This window comes from Nostoc sp., from assembly GCF_036917195.1.
Lineage (GTDB): Bacteria > Cyanobacteriota > Cyanobacteriia > Cyanobacteriales > Nostocaceae > Nostoc.
Window position 1 is genome coordinate 27,344 of record NZ_JBALDG010000081.1, and the last position, 17,586, is coordinate 44,929.

Below are 17,586 nucleotides of genomic sequence, written 5' to 3' on the forward strand. Positions count from 1 at the left end.
TGTGCCTCTGTAGTTAAAGAAATTACTTTTGAACCACAGAGGCGCAGAGAACACAGAGGAAAGAAGAATTATTTTCCAAAAAATTTACTCACCTTGACAGGGCTAGTCTAAGCATACGTATAGAGCCGCTACACATAGAGTGCTACTGCCCAATTGGTAATTTTAGATTTTAGTAGTTGGAATCGTCATCTTCAATGGCTGTTAGCCGAGTCATATAGCGGTTCCCTTTTGGATGCAACATGGTGGCGCACAGATGTGCGCCCCTACTAAAGGAAGAATTTAACTCATCAATACAAAGGCATTAACCAGAATGAAAATATTAGTAACTGGAACAGAAGGTTATCTAGGTTCGTTATTACCACCTCTGTTAATTGAACGGGGACATGAAGTTATCGGTCTAGATACAGGTTTCTATAAAGTTGGTTGGCTATACAACGCTAATGGAGTGACACCCAAAACCCTCAACAAAGATATCCGCAACATTACCCCTGAAGATTTGGAAGGTATCGAAGCAATAGTTCACATGGCGGAACTCTCCAACGACCCAGCCGGACAATTAGCACCCAATATTACCTACGAAATTAATCATGTAGGTTCAGTTCGTCTAGCTAGTCTGGCTAAGGCTATGGGTGTGCGTCGCTTTGTATATATGTCTTCGTGCAGTGTCTACGGTGTTGCTACCGCAGGTGATGTCACCGAAAAATCCCCAATTAATCCCCAAACAGCCTATGCAGAATGCAAAACTCTGGTAGAACGAGATGTCAGACCACTCGCTGATGATGACTTTTCTCCCACCTTTATGCGGAATGCCACTGCCTTTGGTGCTTCTCCCAGAATGCGCTTTGATATTGTTTTAAACAACTTAGCAGGGTTGGCATGGACTAGCAAAGAAATCAAAATGATTAGTGATGGTACACCTTGGCGTCCATTAGTCCACGCATTGGATATTTGCAAAGCAATAGTTTGCACCTTAGAAGCACCACGGGACATTGTACATAACCAAATCTTCAACGTGGGAGATACAGCGAACAACTATCGCGTTAAAGAAATCGCTGAAATTATAGCTGATATTTTCCCAGATTGTAAATTGTCCTTTGGTGACAACGGTGCAGATAACCGCAGCTATCGGGTATCCTTCGAGAAAATCAACACAATTCTCCCCGGATTTAAGTGTGATTGGAATGCCCAACTTGGTGCCCAGCAGCTATTTGATTTGTTCAGTCAAATACATATGGCTGAAGATACTTTCTTATTTAGAGGATTTACCCGCTTAAAACAGCTAGAATATCTGATTCGTACTGAGCAAATTGACAAAGATTTCTTCTGGAATAAAAAGTAGCTAGAGTAGCCTGGTAGCAGCGAAAAAATAATCTAAGCCTCCGAATCAAATATTGTTGATTCGGACTTATTTACCCTATCGAATTATTTGCAATTAGTGAGTTGAAGTTTATGGCGATCGCAAAATGTCGATTCAGTGGTCAACCTCTACATAAAACTTTTATTGATCTAGGAATGTCACCCTTAGCCAATGCTTATCTGACAGCAGAACAGCTAAATCATGCAGAAAAATTTTATCCTCTGCACGCTTATGTCTCGGAAGACACTCTTTTAGTTCAATTAGAACAGTTTGAAACTCCAGATCAGATTTTCAGTGACTATGCTTACTTTTCTTCTTACTCAACGAGTTGGCTAAAACATGCCAAAGCTTACACCGAGATGATGGTAGAAAAGTTTGGTTTTAATCATCATAATCAAGTTATTGAAATTGCCAGCAATGACGGCTACTTACTGCAATATTTTTTAGAAAAGGGAATCCCAGTTTTAGGAATAGAACCAGCCGCAAATATAGCCAAGGTTGCTGAAGACAGAGGCATTCGTAGTATCAACAAGTTTTTTGGGGTTGAAACTGCTAAAGAACTTGTGATACAAGGAAAACTCGCAGACCTTTTGATCGGCAACAATGTTTTAGCTCATGTACCGGATCTAAATGATTTCATAGCTGGAATGAAACTCATCCTCAAACCCAATGGCATCTTGACGATGGAGTTTCCTCATATTTTGCGACTCATTCAACAAAATCAGTTTGATACTATTTATCACGAACATTTTTCTTATTTCTCGCTCCTCACTGTCGAAAAAATTTTTGCAGCCCACAACTTGCAACTTTTTGATGTAGAGGAATTACCAACTCACGGCGGTTCTTTAAGAATTTATGCCAAACATAACCACGCTGATAATCACAGCATCAGCGACCGAATAAGCCATCTCAAAGAGAAAGAAATTGCCGCCAGATTGCATCGCATAGAAACTTACATTACATTTGCTGAAAAAGTAAAACAAACAAAGCACAAGCTATTAAATTTTCTCTTGACGGCTAAAGCAGAAGGTAAATCAATCGTGGGTTATGGCGCACCAGCCAAAGGCAACACCTTGCTTAATTATTGTGGAATTGCTAAAGATTTTATCGATTACACAGTAGATTGCAGTCCCTACAAACAAGGCTTATTTTTACCTGGGACTCATATTCCCATCTTTGAACCAGACAAAATCCGCGAAACTAAACCAGATTATGTCCTAATTTTACCTTGGAACCTCAAGGAGGAAATTATGGAACAAATGGCATTTATTGGCGAGTGGGGTGGACAGTTTGTTGTGCCGATTCCTGAAGTAAAAATTTATCCTTGTCCTATTCCGGATCGGCTTTTAATAGCATCGTAATTACTAATTATAAGCAACAAAGTTGCCTATTGCTACTGTTTTTAGATTGTCACTATGATAATCGGCAATATGGTTCAGTTAAGGCTTAATTCTCCTAACCCTCCTTTTGAAGTAGAGAATTAAAGACCGTACCCAAAGGTGGGCAAAATCCTCATCCCACAAGATTGGATAATTTATTTCTCAGAAATTACTAAAAAGTAATTAAAAGGTGTATCTATTATAACATTTTGCTGCTAAACCACAAAAATTAGACTGGAAAGCAGCTGATTAATTACTAATACTAATTATTTGTGAAACTGCACAAAATCAAGCTTGGTGAGACAAGGTGCTTAAGCCCTTTGTTAGCAACATCACAAATAATCGGTATCAGCTGCTGCTAGTACCTTCTTACAGATTTGAGCTTAATATGAATAAATTGCTTACCATCGGTATTCCTACATTCAATCGTGCCCAGCTTTTAGATAAACAACTTACTTGGTTAGCTAAAGCTATTAAAGGGTTTGAGTCTGACTGCGAAATATTTATTTCTGATAACTGTTCTACAGATAATACCCAAGAAGTAATTAAAAAGTGGCAGATAATTCTCAGCAATGTTACATTTACATCAAACATAAACAGTGAAAATATAGGCGTAATGGGTAATATTGCTTGTTGTTTAAAAGCTGCAACTAGCGAATATGTTTGGACAATTGGTGATGATGATCCAATTCAGGAGAAAACCCTAAATTATGTGTTAACAACACTAAAAAAATATTCAGATTTAGCACTAATGTTTTTAAACTTCTCCGGTCGCCAAAAAGGAACGGGTCAACTTGTTGTAGAACGCTGGTTAAATAGTGAGAATGACGAGCCAAGAGTTGATGGGAAAGCAGTATTTCAAGGTTATCTGAAGGAAAATTTTGGTGGTGTACTTTTTATATCAGCAGCAATTTATCGAACAGATTTAGTGCAACGCGCTGTACAAAAATGGCCATCTGCTACTAGTAATTGGGCATCTCAAGCATATTGGACTGGGTTTTGCGCTACTCATGGAAGTGTGATTGTCACTAAAGACATTTATTTAGAATGTACTATGGGCGCTAGTCTTTTGGATCTTGATCCAACATGGAACTTCAGAATGCGATATGCTTACATACCTGAAGTTTATATAAAACTATTAAGGGTAGGATATCCTCATAAATTTTGTCAGGAAATGATTTGGCAGAATTTCCAACAAAAAACTTACTGGAAAATTTTATTAGGTGCTTTAAAACGTTGGCCTTTCTTGACAATAAAGATATTTATTCCTTACCTCCGTTTGCTAAGTATATCAGCTTGGGCAATTCTTTTTTCACCCAAGCAGCTAGAAACTAGTAGAGCACGGCTGAAATCTACCTAGCATTTCAATTAACAAGACTTGGGGCTTAACAAGGGGATTTTGCCCCTTGTTAAAGGTAGGTAAACTTCCACCACAGTGTACTAGCCTGTAATTTAGTGTGTTAATTGTCAATAAATTGATTGTTAATCCTAACTCTTGACACACTCATATACGAATTTAACTAATTACTAAGCTGTTCCCATGCAAAAATTACTGACTATTGCTATACCGACTTATAATCGTGCTGAGTTACTTGATAAACAGTTAGCATGGTTGGCTCAAGCTATCAAAGCTTTTGAAGATGAATGTGAAATTTTAGTTTCTGATAATTGTTCAACAGATAATACTCAGGAAGTGATCCAAAAATGGCAAGCAACACTTAGCAATATTACATTTAGATCAAATAAAAACTCTAAAAATTTAGGCGTAGTTAAAAATATTATGTATTGCCTAAATTATACTACAACAAAATATGTTTGGACAATCGGTGATGATGACCCAATTCAAGATAAAGCTATTGCTTATGTCATCAGTAAACTCAGACAACATGAAAATTTATCATTATTGTTCCTCAATTTTTCTGGTCGTAACCAAATTACTGGTGAACCAGTCCATCCACCAACAATTGTTGGTAATCGCTGGTTTGATATTGATAGTGAAGATGGTGATGGTGATGGTAAAGCCATATTTGAACATTGTTTTTCAAAAAGTGTTGGTGCAGTAATTTTTCTAACTGCTACAATCTACCGCACTGACCTAGTAAAACGCGCTCTCAAAAATTGGCCAGACGCTGAGAATAACTGGATATCTTTAGCATATTTAGCCGGATATTGTGCTGCTAATGGCATTGTAATTGTCACTAAAGAGATTTATTTAGAATGTGTTGTTGGTGTAAGTTATTGGCAGAAAGAACCAAAATCGGCACTGTTAATGCAATACAAACACATCCCCGAAGTTATTTTGAAATTGGAACAGAGTGGATATTCTAAGCAGTTTTGTCGCCAGATGCTTTTGCAAAACGGCAAAGAAGTCAACTTGAAAGTTTTCTTGGGTGCTTTAAGAAGATGGCCGATGTCTGCTATCAAAACAATAGTTCCATTTTTGGCTTTAGTCAGCTTGTGTGCTTTTGACGTGATGGTTTCTAAAGAGTTTAGGTTAGCAGAATCAAGTGAAATATCTACTCAAGAAGTGCAAAGCTATAAGCCGTAAGCTACTAAATTACTGATAAATAAACATCAAAATTAGAAGGTATTTACGACATGTTTATCGCCATTAAGCGCAAAATAGCTACACTCTCTTCTGACTTTCAATACCACATAGCGCGTTGGAAGCATAGCAGAAATCTGCCAGCATTGGAAAGAAGCGATCGCCATATCCTTAATGCTCTCAACAAAGATGGTGTTTGCGTCACAACACTGGTAGATTTAGGGTTCCACTCTAATTCAGAACTGCTCAAAGCTGCTTACCATCAATTGTCTCAGATGGAAAATCTAAACAACGACCATCTAGAGCAAAAGTTGCCACAAATTTACACAGTTACAGGTTTACCAGAATTTTATGCTTGGGGGATCGAGAAAAGGCTGCTAAACATCATCGAAAATTATATCGGTCTTCCCATTGCTTTTCATGGTGTACATTTACGCAAAGATTTAAAGAATAAACATCAGTTTGGGACGCTGCTATGGCATAGTGATGCAGAAGACCGCCGGATTATCAAAATCATTATTTACTTAAATGATGTAGACGAAAAAACTGGCCCTTTTGAATACATTCCCCGCTCTTTAACTCCCTTATTTAGTTGGAATTATTTTCAGCTTTACTACAAACTTTGGAAGTCAGGCTATATGGGTATCGATGATGAAGAAGTAAAAACAGTCATCCCCAAATCTGCTTGGAAATCCTGCCCAGGTCTAGCAGGTACAGTCATTCTTGTAGATACGAAGAATACTTTGCATCACGGCACAGTCCGCACAGAAGACCGAGAAACATTATTCTTATGTTACACCACCAACCCTCCCGAACGACCAGACCTCTGCACCCAATATTGGGATGATACTTATCCCAGAGTAGAGTTACATTCTTCATCAGATGCAGTTAAAATTTCGACTTAGTACCCTTTCATAAAAGGATGTTTTAAAAGTTGTTAGTGATGTACTTTTAGATCCCCCTGGCTACCGTGTACACACAAGTCGAATTGGTAATCAAATGGACGAAAAAGAACAGAAAATTATTTTGAAAACCTTTGATTTTCTGTTAACACTCTATCAGAAAACTGACACTATTGATAATTAGTTTGCTCAACTCAAAACCTTGCCAATATACGGCTTGTATCTTACCAGGCAAGGATTTTTGTACTTGTGTGTACACTGTAGCCTTTTTAAGGCGGATTCAGGGGGATCTTAATATTTTCCAAATATCCTCTTAGGTGCGTTACGTTCCTAACGACGCCTACAAATTTGTATGTGATTAAATCCACATTCATTATTGTTATCTTCTGGTGCAAATACTAAGCAGTTAGCAAGTATTTTCTGTACTCAAAATTAAGGAATCATATGATTTTCACTGAAACAGCACTCAAAGATGCATTCATTATTGATTTAGAACAAAAGCCAGACCACCGTGGTTTTTTTGCTCGCTCTTTCTGCGCTCAAGAATTTGAAGCACATGGCTTAAAGCCAACAGTTGCACAATGTAACCTGTCTTTTAACTACAAAAAAGGCACTATTCGGGGAATGCACTATCAAGTTCTACCAGCAGCAGAAACGAAACTAATTCGCTGTATTAAAGGCGCTATCTATGACGTAATTATTGATATGCGTCCTGAATCTCCTAGCTTTTTATCACACATCGGTGTAGAACTAACTCCAGAAAACCGCCGTGCTTTGTATGTTCCAGAAATGTTTGCTCACGGCTATCAAGCACTCACAGATGAGACTGAAGTCGTATATCAAGTCAGTGAATTTTACACGCCAGGGTATGAGAGAGGTTTACGCTATGACGACCCATTCTTTAATATTGATTGGCCTCTAGATGTGACTGAAATATCTGAAAAAGATTTAAATTGGACTTTGTTGAGAATGATGGCTGTTGGCGGTACAACTTCCAGATAAATATAGCAATATTAAATAATTCGTGAAATTACTTTGTTAACCAAATTAAAAGTACACAAATAGTGTAATTTAAAGAAAATAACTATTTCACGAGTGAATTCTGATTGATGTATATACAGATGTCAATTGCTAATTAATATCTGAGATGTTAACTTCATCAAATTAGGTATAAATAAATGCCAAATAGTATTCTATCTCGTGTTGGTGATACTATCTCTTTCGTCTCCAAAAAAGTTCAAGCTCGGATCAACTATGCCAAGACCTTACAAGTTATTTCCCTGAAGCCCAAACAGCCTTCCAAAGGAAATGTACTTCTTTCTTATCGGATTGAGCCATTCCTGATAAAACCAGGTCAGCCTATTCCTAATGACCAGAGTTGGAACTGGGAATGTCTACTAATCGCACAAACTTTTTTAGACATGGGCTATAACGTTGATGTTATCCAATTCCATAATGATAAATTCGTTCCTCAAAAACACTACGCATTTTTCATTGATATCCGTCATCGTCTAGAAGCACTTGCACCAAAACTGAATAAAGATTGTATTAAGATTTTCCACGTTGACATTGCTAATATGGTGTTTCGCAATGCAGCTGAATGCAATAGACTTTTAGAACTCCAACAGCGCCGAGGAATTACCTTACGTCCACAGCGATTTGAAACGCCCAACTTGGGAATTGAATATGCCGATTACGCTACCATATTGGGCAACAATTTCACAGTTGATACATTCAAATATGCCAACAAAGCAATGTATCGTATTCCGATTTCTTCGTCACTCGTTTATCCCTCTCCTGACGAGAAAGACTTTGAAGCGGTAAGAAAGCGTTTTCTGTGGTTTGGTGGTAATGCTTTAGTTCTCAAAGGATTAGACTTAGTTTTAGATGCCTTTGCCCAAATGCCGGAATACCATTTAACAGTTTGTGGGCCGGTAAGTAATGACAAAGAATTTGAGCAAGCTTTCTATAAAGAACTGTATGAAACACCTAACATTCATACTTATGGTTGGATTGATGTTAGCAGTCCTGACTTTTTAAAAATTACAAATAATTGTTTGGGACTTGTTTATCCTTCCGTTTCTGAAGGACAGGCAGGAGCAGTCATAACCAGCTTACAAGCTGGGTTAATTCCGATTTTAAGCTACGAATCTGGTGTGGATGTTCACGATTTTGGTGTGATTTTTGATAACCTTTCCCTTGAAGAAATTAAGGCGAAAGTTAGAAGTATTTCCGATTTACCTGTAGAAGACCTAAAGGTGATGTCTCGTCAGGCATGGGAATATGCAAGAACAAATCATACCAAAGAAAAGTTTGCTCAAGCTTACAAAAATGCTGTGGAGCAAATTATCGAAAATCACAGCCAGAAAAAACAGACTGATTCTATAGCATCTAGCAAACAGCTAGTTAGTACTTAGCTCTGGTGATTAGAAATCGCAAAACCATACAAACTGAGTCTGTCGGCGTGGACTGATGAAAATTAACAAGGGGATTTTGCCCCTTGTTAAAACTCGCGCAGGCGGGTTTTACCTGTATAGCCGTGACTTATACGCTTGGTGCAAGCTAATCCTAATTCCCATAAAAATGTACTTAATATTTAGCTGTAACAAATTATTAAGTGCAAGTTTATAGAGAATTTGTATCACAACCAACAGTTCCAAAAAGGAGTTTAGTTCATGATTATTATCGATCGCGCCTTACAAGCTCGTGCAGCAGCAGGAAATCCCATCAAAGTGGGAATGATTGGTGCTGGTTTTATGGGTCGAGGAATTGCCAACCAAATTGTCAATTCAGTGCCAGGAATGGAGTTAGTTGCTATCTCCAATCGTCAGATTGATGCAGCTAAACAAGCTTATTCGGAAGCAGGAATTGAGGATATTCAAGTTGTTGCAACTGTCAGCGAGTTAGAAGATGCGATCGCTAACGGTAAGTATGCAGTCACAGAAGACGCTAAATTACTGTGTCGGGCTGAGGGCATTGAGGCCATAATCGAAGTCACAGGTGCAGTGGAATTTGGCGCTCACATCGTTATGGAAGCGATCGCCTATTGCAAACATGTAATTATGATGAATGCCGAACTCGACGGCACTATTGGCCCCATCCTGAAAGTGTATGCCGACAAAGCAGGCGTCATCCTCAGCGCTTGTGATGGCGATCAGCCAGGGGTACAAATGAACCTTTACCGCTTTGTGAAAAGCATTGGTTTAACTCCCTTATTATGCGGTAACATAAAAGGACTCCAAGACCCCTATCGCAATCCCACCACCCAGGAAGGATTTGCTAAACGTTGGGGTCAAAAGCCTCACATGGTGGCTAGCTTCGCCGACGGAACCAAAATTTCCTTTGAGCAAGCGATCGTTGCCAATGCCACAGGCATGAAAGTTGCCAAACGGGGAATGTTGGGATATGACTTCAATGGTTATGTTGATGAAATGGCCCAGATATATGATGTTGAACAACTCAAGGAACTGGGCGGTATTGTCGATTATGTAGTTGGAGCAAAACCTGGCCCAGGCGTATATGTATTTGCCACTCACGATGACCCCAAGCAACGCCACTATCTCAACTTATACAAATTAGGCGAAGGCCCTCTTTACAGCTTCTATACTCCTTATCACCTCTGTCATTTTGAAGTTCCCCTGTCCGTAGCGCGTGCTGTCCTATTCGGTGATGCCGTTATGTCTCCACTCGCAGGCCCGCTAGTAGATGTTGTCACCACTGCCAAAATTGACTTGAAAGCAGGAGAAACCCTAGATGGCATCGGTTACTACATGACCTACGGACAATGTGAAAATTCCCCCATCGTCCAACAGCAAAATCTCTTACCAATTGGTTTAGCCGAAGGATGTCGCCTGAAACGAGATATTACTAAGGATCAAGTCCTCACATACGAGGATGTAGAATTGCCTGAAGGCAGACTCTGCGACCAATTAAGAACTGAGCAAAACACTTATTTCGCCGCAGAAAAAATCTTAGTAGCAGTTGGGTAATATCGGTTCCAAAAATATTTGTAACAAATTAATTGGCTGTAGGGGCGTACAGCTGTACGCCCCTAGCAACATATTTGTAGCAAGAATTTCGTGAAGAGGATAGGAAATTATACTGCTGAACACTAGTACCGCAAGGCGGAAGTCATGCATTCAAAAGTCAAAAGTCAAAATGAATACAGCATAAGCGTTTCGTTGATTTTGAATGGGTTGTTTATTTCCGCCGCACTGTACTAGTCACTTTTCACGTCATGTGGAACCTAACCCCCTAGCCCCCAACCTTACAAGGGTTGGGGGAAATTCAAAGCCTCTCCCCTTTTAGGGGAGAGGAATGGAAGTGAGGTCTTCGCTATACCGTGAAAAGTAAGCTGAACACTAAAGTTGTTGATAGTAACTTGCTGGGGAGCGTAGAAACAAACCTGATCGAAACTTTAGGTCAAATTCATGAAAATTGCTCTAGTCCATGATTATTTAACCCAGCGAGGTGGGGCAGAGCGTGTGTTTGAACTGCTTTGTAAACGCTATCCCGAAGCAGATATTTTCACATCTCTATACGATCCACAAAAAACTATTGATCTAGGCGATCGCATAGTCAATACAACCTTCTTACAAAAGATTCCCTATGCAGCAAAATATTTCAGGTCAATGGCTCCTCTATATTTTCCTGCCTTTCGTGCCTTGAATCTGCAAGACTACGATCTAATTATTAGCAGTAGCACTAGCTTCGCTAAAGCAGTGCAAAAAAATCCCAATGCCCGCCACATTTGCTTTTGCCATAACGTCACCCGTTTCTTATGGGATACAGCAACTTATTTAAGAGAATACGGAGACTATAGATATTTTGCTCCTTTAATCGAACAAGTATTTCAAGTAATGAGAAAGGTAGACCTGAAATATGCACAGGAACCTGACCTTTACATTGCTAATTCTAGTGTTGTTGCCCGCCGGATCAAAGATGTTTATGGCAAACAGGCAATAATGGTTAACTATCCAATTGATACTAGTAAATTTCTTTTTTCAGATATAAAAGATGAATATTATCTGGCCTCAGCCCGGATGATCAGCTATAAGCGTCTTGATATAATAGTCGAAGCTTTTAATTGGCTGGGGTGGCGGTTATTAATATCAGGTGACGGCCCAGAACAAGCACGGTTAAAATCCAAAGCATTACAAAATATTGTGTTCTTGGGACACGTAAGTGATAGAACCCGCAAAGACTTGTTTTCCAAAGCCAAGTCTATTATTGTCGCTGCCCTAGAAGACTACGGATTAGTTCCAGTAGAGGCTAATGCTAGTGGCACACCAGTCATCGCCTACGGAGCAGGTGGAGTATTAGATACTCAAATACCAGGTGAAACCGGAGTCTTTTTCAAAAGACAAACACCTGAATCTCTACAAATTGCATTACTAGAAGCCAATGGCATTTCTTGGGATTACGATCGCATCCGTAATCATGCAGTAGCAAACTTTTCAGAGAATGCCTTCTTTAATAAAGTTGAGCAAATTATTAACCAAGCTTGTGGTATGCATCAATTATTCATTTAATTTTTGAATCTATTCCTACTATAAAATTACCTATTTATTTTCTCTATCCTCCTTGGCAGGTTGTTAAAAAAATAGGTCTTCTTCGGAGAATCTCTTAGCGTAAGTCTTGAAGACAAGGATAATAAAAGTGGTTCAAACTAGTCTAAATCCTCATATAACTTCAGCTCCTGAAAGTGAACCAAGTTACGGACAAATGTTTGCCGTATTTGTGCGAAGATTTCCTTGGTTCTTAGCAGTATTAATTAGTTGTATTGCTATTGCAGGTCTGGTAACTTTTAAGACAAAACCAACTTATAAAAGTTCGATGCAACTGCTAGTTGAACCTAACTATCAAGGTAAGACAGAAGGAGCAGGGTTAGACAACCAGTTTACCGACTCTAATGTTGTGATAGATACTGCAACTCAGCTTAACTTGATGCAGAGTTCAGGACTCATCCAAAAAGCAGTTGATAAACTTCAGTCTAATTATCCAGATATAACTTCAACTGAAATTAAAGCTTCTTTGGTCTTAACTCAAATAAGGAGTAAAGAAGATAATGTCGCTACTAAAATCTTTCAAGTTGAATACACTGCTGGAGATCCAGAAAAAACACAAAAAGTTCTAGGTGCAATTCGACAAGTTTATGTGGAATATAACAAAGAACAACAGAATTCACGTTTACAAAAAGGTCTGCAAATTATCAGGGAACAGTTAAGTAAAGCCAGTGAAGAAGTAAACGCGGCTGAGACAAATTTACAAAGATTTCGGAGAAATCAGAACTTAATTGATCCAGAGTCACAGGCCAAAGCTATTGAGACGGCTTTGAACAATATTGCCCAAGAGCGACAGACAACTCGTTCTCAGTATGGGGAAGCTTTGGCACGCCAAAAATCTTTGGAAGAACAACTTAACCGTTCTCCCCAAAATGCTCTAGTTGCTTCTCGTCTGAGTCAGTCTACTCGCTACCAAGGCTTACTCAACGAAATCCAAAAAACAGAACTGGCACTAGCACAAGAACGCTTACGCTTTACAGATGAGACTCCGAGTGTGCAAAAGTTCAAAGAACAGCTTCAGGGTCAGAAGGAATTATTGCAACAAGAGGTAGGAAGGACTTTAGGCCCAAAATCTGCTGGTGCCATCAGTTCTGGAGACTCTCTCCTTGAAAAAGGACAGCTCGGTGAAATTGATCTCAGCCTTGCTGGTCAATTAGTGGAAACGCAGACAAATCTAGTTGCTTTAACTGCTCGCGATCAAACTTTGGCCCAGAAAGAAAATGAGCTGCGTTTGGAAATCAAACGCTTCCCGCCTCTGTTGGCTTATTACAATCGGATGCTACCCCAGTTACAATTTAGTCGTGAAAGGTTAGAGCAGCTTTTAAGAGCAGAACAGCAATTGCGCCAAGAACTTTCCAAGGGTGGATTTAATTGGGAAGTGGTAGAAGATCCTCAAAAAGGCGCACAATTAGGCCCCAATCTCCAGCAGAACTTGCTGTTAGGTGCTGTCGTTGGGTTTATGTTAGGAGGTATTGCTGCCTTTATTCGGGAATCGGCTGATGATGCAGTTCACACCACTGCTGAGTTAGAAAAGCAAATGGCCATGCCGTTGTTGGGAACAACTCCCAAGTTACCGCCAGCCAAACCCAGAGAATCAATGATCAAGTTACCTTTTGGTAAGCCAGAAGTTCTCGCCCCCTGGACAATTCAGGTATTGCAATCTCCACCGCGTTGGGAATCGCTGGATCTGATTTACAAAAACATTGAACTTTTAAATACTGTTACTAACTTGAAATCTTTGATGATTACCTCGGCTTTAGCCGATGAGGGTAAATCAGCTTTGGCCTTGGGTCTGGCAATGAGTGCTGCCCGTTTACACAAAAGGGTGTTACTGATTGATGCCAACTTACGTGATCCCAGCCTGCATCAACAACTAAATCTTCCCAATGAACAGGGGCTTTCAACTCTATTGGCTAGTGATGCAACTTTACCCAACCAGATTAGTCTTCAATACTCAGGTTCCGCCTTCATCGATATTTTGACCGCTGGCCCCAAACCTGCTGACCCAGCTAATCTGTTAAGTTCCCCTCGGATGATGCAATTAATGGCAGCATTTGAGGAAAACTATGATTTGGTACTCATAGATGCTCCCCCAGTTCTCGGTTTAGTGGATGCCATGCTCACCGCATCATCTTGTCGTAGCGTGGTCATGGTGGCAAGCATTGGTATTGTGACGCGAAGTCAGCTTACTCAAGCCACAGCCATGTTAAGTAAGTTAAATCTGATTGGGGTTGTAGCTAACGGGGTATCAAACTCTAGTAGTAATTACGTACCCTATATCAAACAACAGCAATTAGCCCTGCGACAAGCTGTGGAAAAATAGCTAGTACGGCTACGATAGATCCCCAGATCCCCGACTTCTTAGAGAAGTCAGGGATCTAATTAGTTGAAATGCAACACACGGTAGGGTGGCACAACTGTGCTACCCTACTTTTTGATGAACAAAATTTAATTTTGATGCGATCAGGAAAATTCCAGTATATTTATACTATCTTTATGAGTTTTTAGAGAAATCACTGGCTCTTTAAAGAGTAAATAAAGAATTTATTTGAGCGATCGCTATTTCTATATAGTCTTATATTCTAGAGATTAAAGCACCTTCATAAAGGCTAGAAGACAAGAGTGGACTGGTTTTGTTAAATATCTCAATCCAATCAACACCTCATTGCAATTAAACGTAGATATAGATTCATGGGTAATTTCCCTCTACATTTCTCTACTGTCAGTAGTTACCGGAAAATATCGATTGCCCATGAATATTGATAGTAACGTTGATTAGTAAACCTCTACACCAGCAGAATTCTGCACGATATGTGCTTGGCTGAGTGGCAAATAGCAATAACATATTTTTGCCCTCAATTATCTCCAACTTTTTGGACTTACAACAAGATTCGGATTTGGGTCTTTGGCATTGATAGCCTTTGATAACGCCTCAGCAATTTACTCCTGTATAAACCCAAAGACATATGACAACTTCAATAATTCCAACTTTAGAGAATTTATGTGATGTAACCCAGGAACACCAAGAGAATCGTGGGTACTGCACACTCCAGTGGCGGCGGGGTAAGCTGTTGGTGAAACCGCCTGGACGAATTAAACAACCATATCTGCCTTCATTAGATAATAAGCGATCGCTAGTAGAATGCTTACAACATTCTCCTGTAAGTTTGGTAAGCATAGATCCAAAGCTGGGTGAGGCTTTGCTCAAGTTTTGGGCAGATGCATGTGAAGAAGCTAAAAAACCAATATTCCTAAGCATAGCCGCTGGCAATAAAGTGCCTAACCAACCCTTGAGACAATTGCAGCGACTAATTGATTGGATTGCTGCTTTGGTGTTGTTGCTATTAGTAAGTCCAGTCATGTTGGGATTGATTGTGTTAATGCAGGTTTACTCGCCAGGATCACTTTTTTGCCGTGAGTGGCGTGTTGGAGAACGGGGTAAACTCTTTCAAGCAATCAGGTTTTGCACACACAACATCACACCGCTAGGGCGTTGGATGGGTAAATATAGTCTGGACAATCTGCCCCAGTTATTTAACGTGCTACGGGGTGAGATGAGTTTGATCGGATCTCGTTGTTGGACTTTAGAAGATGCAGTACAGCTAAATAAACTACCAGAAGTTACGGCTTCATGGGAAGTAGAAGCACAGCCCCACTTGTTACATCTGGATAGCCAAACACTTTGAGAATTCAGAAGTCAGAATTCTGACTCCTAACTCCTGAATTCTTTGTGAAACTGCACAAAATCAGGCTTAGTAAGACTTGGGGCAAAATCCTTTTGTTCTATGCAACCTCACAGATAATCGGTATTACATACCAAATTATTGTTAGAAAAATTCATGCATTTCCAACTTCTTCAACAACTTCGTAGTCTGCTCAAAGCTAGCAGTTTTTGGCAGGACAACTATTTGATATTGCGAGAATTTAAACACTTTCGCAAAATTGCAATTCTAGCTCTAATATTCTCAGTTCTGGCAGCAACTTTTGAAGGTGTGAGTATTGGGTTTTTACTTTCCTTTTTGCAAAGCTTAACTAGTCCCAACGCTCAACCTGTCCAGACAGGAATACACTGGTTTGATATTTGGATTTTGGGAGCGAAGACATCGGCAATTAATCGTCTGTACCGCGTATCTTTGTTAATTTTATTGAGTACTTGGTTACGTGCAACCTTTAATTACTTTTCCCAAGTTTACACTGAATTATCTCAACTACATCTTGCCGATCGCTTACGGAAGCAAATTTTTGAACAGTTACAATCCTTGTCACTAAGTTACTTTGCCAAAACTCGTTCTGGTGAACTAATTAACACAATTACCACAGAAATTGAAAAAATCAGACAGGGTTTCAGCGGTACAGCCTTTTTAGTAACTAGAGGACTAACAACCTTTGTTTACTTAATATCAATGTTTTTGATATCATGGCAACTGACGCTGATTTCAGCATTACTATTTACACTTTTAGGTGTAGGGTTGTCCAATCTGAACGCTAGAGTTAGAGAATCAAGTTTTGGCATGACAACTGCTAACGCTAATTTTACATCAACAGCCATAGAATTTATTAATGGCATTCGTACTGTTCACTCCTGTGGTACTCAAGAATTTGAACGTCAGCGTTACTACAAAGCTAGTGACAAGGTAATAAGTAGTACAACTAAAGTTGTATTCACGTGGACACTTGTTAAGCCAATTGCTGAAGGCGTAGCGACTACCGTATTGATCGGAATGATTATTTTGGCGTTTACTAGCCTTGTTACCAATGGAACCTTACAAGTTGCTTCTTTGCTAACCTTTTTCTTTGTGCTATTTCGCTTTATCCCGTTTGTTCAAGATATTAATGGTACGAGAGCATATCTTAGTACTTTACATGGCTCGGCAGACAACATTAAAAATATGTTGAAAAGTGATGATAAATATTACTTTCAAAATGGCAAAATTGAGTTTAAAGGGTTAAAGAGGTCAATAGATTTAGTATCTGTAGATTTTGGCTACGATGATGAGAATTTAGTGCTACATAATATTACCCTTACTCTTGAAAAGGGAAAAATGACAGCATTAGTCGGAGCATCTGGTGCTGGTAAAACAACCCTTGCTGATTTAATTCCCCGATTTTATAATGCTACAGATGGATATCTTTACATTGATGAAATTGATGTCCGGCAGTTTGAAATTAACTCTCTACGTCGGAAAATAGCTGTTGTAAGTCAGGATACTTTTATCTTCAATACTAATGTTTGGCAGAATATTTCTTACGGTACTCCAGAAGCCACTAATGATGAAATTCAAGAAGCTGCCAAACTAGCGAATGCACTAGAATTTATTTTGGAAATGCCCGAAGGTTTTAATACCCAGCTTGGAGATAGAGGTGTTAGATTATCTGGAGGACAAAGGCAGCGAGTTGCTATTGCGCGTGCTTTACTGCGAAACCCAGAAATTTTGATTTTGGATGAAGCAACTAGCGCCTTAGATTCTGTATCTGAGCGCTTAATTCAAGATTCATTAGAAAAGCTATCTGTTGGGAAAACAGTAATTGCGATCGCTCACCGTCTTTCTACTATTTCTAAAGCAGATAAAGTTGTAGTTTTAGAACAGGGACGGATAGTAGAACAAGGTAAGTATCAAGAATTGCTGGAACTCAAAGGCAAGCTTTGGAAGTATCATCAAATGCAGTATGAAGTAAGGCAATCAGATTAGAAATAATATCCAATTACCAAAATACCTGCAACATATAAATCGGCTGTATATCCCTACAGCCGTAAGCCCCTACCTATGTATCTATATCAGTAATTTAGTGAGATTACATTGCAAACAAAATAGTATTATCATGCTCATTATCTCTAAAA

12 protein-coding genes are annotated in these 17,586 nt (G+C 39.3%); all 12 read left to right on the plus strand.

The features are described from left to right. The first annotated feature begins 310 nt into the window (after positions 1–310). The 12 genes from V7K40_RS29080 to hepA all read left to right on the plus strand — a co-directional run bounded on the left by V7K40_RS29080 (position 311) and on the right by hepA (position 17,437). Positions 311–1,339: an SDR family oxidoreductase gene (locus tag V7K40_RS29080; protein WP_334965937.1), complete on the plus strand. Its 1,029-nt coding sequence runs from the start codon at positions 311–313 to the stop codon at positions 1,337–1,339. A gap of 110 nt (positions 1,340–1,449) precedes the next feature. Beyond that, positions 1,450–2,718, plus strand: coding sequence for a class I SAM-dependent methyltransferase (locus V7K40_RS29085; RefSeq protein WP_334965939.1), 1,269 nt, complete (start codon positions 1,450–1,452; stop codon positions 2,716–2,718). Positions 2,719–3,124: 406 nt separating this feature from the next. Beyond that, positions 3,125–4,096: a glycosyltransferase family 2 protein gene (locus V7K40_RS29090; RefSeq protein ID WP_334965941.1), complete on the plus strand. Its 972-nt coding sequence runs from the start codon at positions 3,125–3,127 to the stop codon at positions 4,094–4,096. Positions 4,097–4,276: 180 nt separating this feature from the next. Next, positions 4,277–5,284 carry a glycosyltransferase family 2 protein gene (locus tag V7K40_RS29095; protein ID WP_334965943.1) on the plus strand — a complete coding sequence of 336 codons (1,008 nt, stop codon included), beginning with the start codon at positions 4,277–4,279 and terminating at the stop codon, positions 5,282–5,284. 50 nt (positions 5,285–5,334) lie between these two features. Further along, a complete protein-coding gene (locus tag V7K40_RS29100) occupies positions 5,335–6,186 on the plus strand; it encodes a phytanoyl-CoA dioxygenase (RefSeq protein WP_334965945.1) in 852 nt (283 codons plus the stop codon). 441 nt (positions 6,187–6,627) lie between these two features. Beyond that, positions 6,628–7,185, plus strand: coding sequence for a dTDP-4-dehydrorhamnose 3,5-epimerase (gene rfbC, locus V7K40_RS29105; RefSeq protein ID WP_334965947.1), 558 nt, complete (start codon positions 6,628–6,630; stop codon positions 7,183–7,185). Positions 7,186–7,361: 176 nt separating this feature from the next. Continuing rightward, positions 7,362–8,600, plus strand: coding sequence for a glycosyltransferase (locus tag V7K40_RS29110; RefSeq protein WP_334965949.1), 1,239 nt, complete (start codon positions 7,362–7,364; stop codon positions 8,598–8,600). Positions 8,601–8,858: 258 nt separating this feature from the next. Continuing rightward, a complete protein-coding gene (locus V7K40_RS29115) occupies positions 8,859–10,172 on the plus strand; it encodes a Gfo/Idh/MocA family oxidoreductase (RefSeq protein WP_334965951.1) in 1,314 nt (437 codons plus the stop codon). A 441-nt stretch (positions 10,173–10,613) separates the two neighbouring features. Then, positions 10,614–11,714 (plus strand): glycosyltransferase, encoded by a 1,101-nt coding sequence (locus V7K40_RS29120; RefSeq protein WP_334965953.1) that lies wholly within the window; start codon positions 10,614–10,616, stop codon positions 11,712–11,714. A 127-nt stretch (positions 11,715–11,841) separates the two neighbouring features. Next, positions 11,842–14,070, plus strand: a complete 2,229-nt coding sequence (locus V7K40_RS29125) for a polysaccharide biosynthesis tyrosine autokinase (RefSeq protein WP_334965955.1) — start codon at positions 11,842–11,844, stop codon at positions 14,068–14,070. 643 nt (positions 14,071–14,713) lie between these two features. After that, entirely contained in the window at positions 14,714–15,433 is a 720-nt protein-coding gene (gene hepC, locus V7K40_RS29130) for a heterocyst development glycosyltransferase HepC (RefSeq protein ID WP_334965957.1), read from the plus strand. Between the two features lie 153 nt (positions 15,434–15,586). Continuing rightward, positions 15,587–17,437: a heterocyst formation ABC transporter subunit HepA gene (hepA, locus tag V7K40_RS29135; protein ID WP_334965960.1), complete on the plus strand. Its 1,851-nt coding sequence runs from the start codon at positions 15,587–15,589 to the stop codon at positions 17,435–17,437. The last annotated feature ends 149 nt before the right edge of the window (positions 17,438–17,586 follow it).

Coding starts and splice junctions, on each gene's coding strand:
- V7K40_RS29080 (WP_334965937.1), top strand. CDS start 311: ATGAAAATATTAGTAACTGGAACAGAAGGTTATCTAGGTTCGTTATTA.
- V7K40_RS29085 (WP_334965939.1), top strand. CDS start 1,450: ATGGCGATCGCAAAATGTCGATTCAGTGGTCAACCTCTACATAAAACT.
- V7K40_RS29090 (WP_334965941.1), top strand. CDS start 3,125: ATGAATAAATTGCTTACCATCGGTATTCCTACATTCAATCGTGCCCAG.
- V7K40_RS29095 (WP_334965943.1), top strand. CDS start 4,277: ATGCAAAAATTACTGACTATTGCTATACCGACTTATAATCGTGCTGAG.
- V7K40_RS29100 (WP_334965945.1), top strand. CDS start 5,335: ATGTTTATCGCCATTAAGCGCAAAATAGCTACACTCTCTTCTGACTTT.
- rfbC (WP_334965947.1), top strand. CDS start 6,628: ATGATTTTCACTGAAACAGCACTCAAAGATGCATTCATTATTGATTTA.
- V7K40_RS29110 (WP_334965949.1), top strand. CDS start 7,362: ATGCCAAATAGTATTCTATCTCGTGTTGGTGATACTATCTCTTTCGTC.
- V7K40_RS29115 (WP_334965951.1), top strand. CDS start 8,859: ATGATTATTATCGATCGCGCCTTACAAGCTCGTGCAGCAGCAGGAAAT.
- V7K40_RS29120 (WP_334965953.1), top strand. CDS start 10,614: ATGAAAATTGCTCTAGTCCATGATTATTTAACCCAGCGAGGTGGGGCA.
- hepC (WP_334965957.1), top strand. CDS start 14,714: ATGACAACTTCAATAATTCCAACTTTAGAGAATTTATGTGATGTAACC.
- hepA (WP_334965960.1), top strand. CDS start 15,587: ATGCATTTCCAACTTCTTCAACAACTTCGTAGTCTGCTCAAAGCTAGC.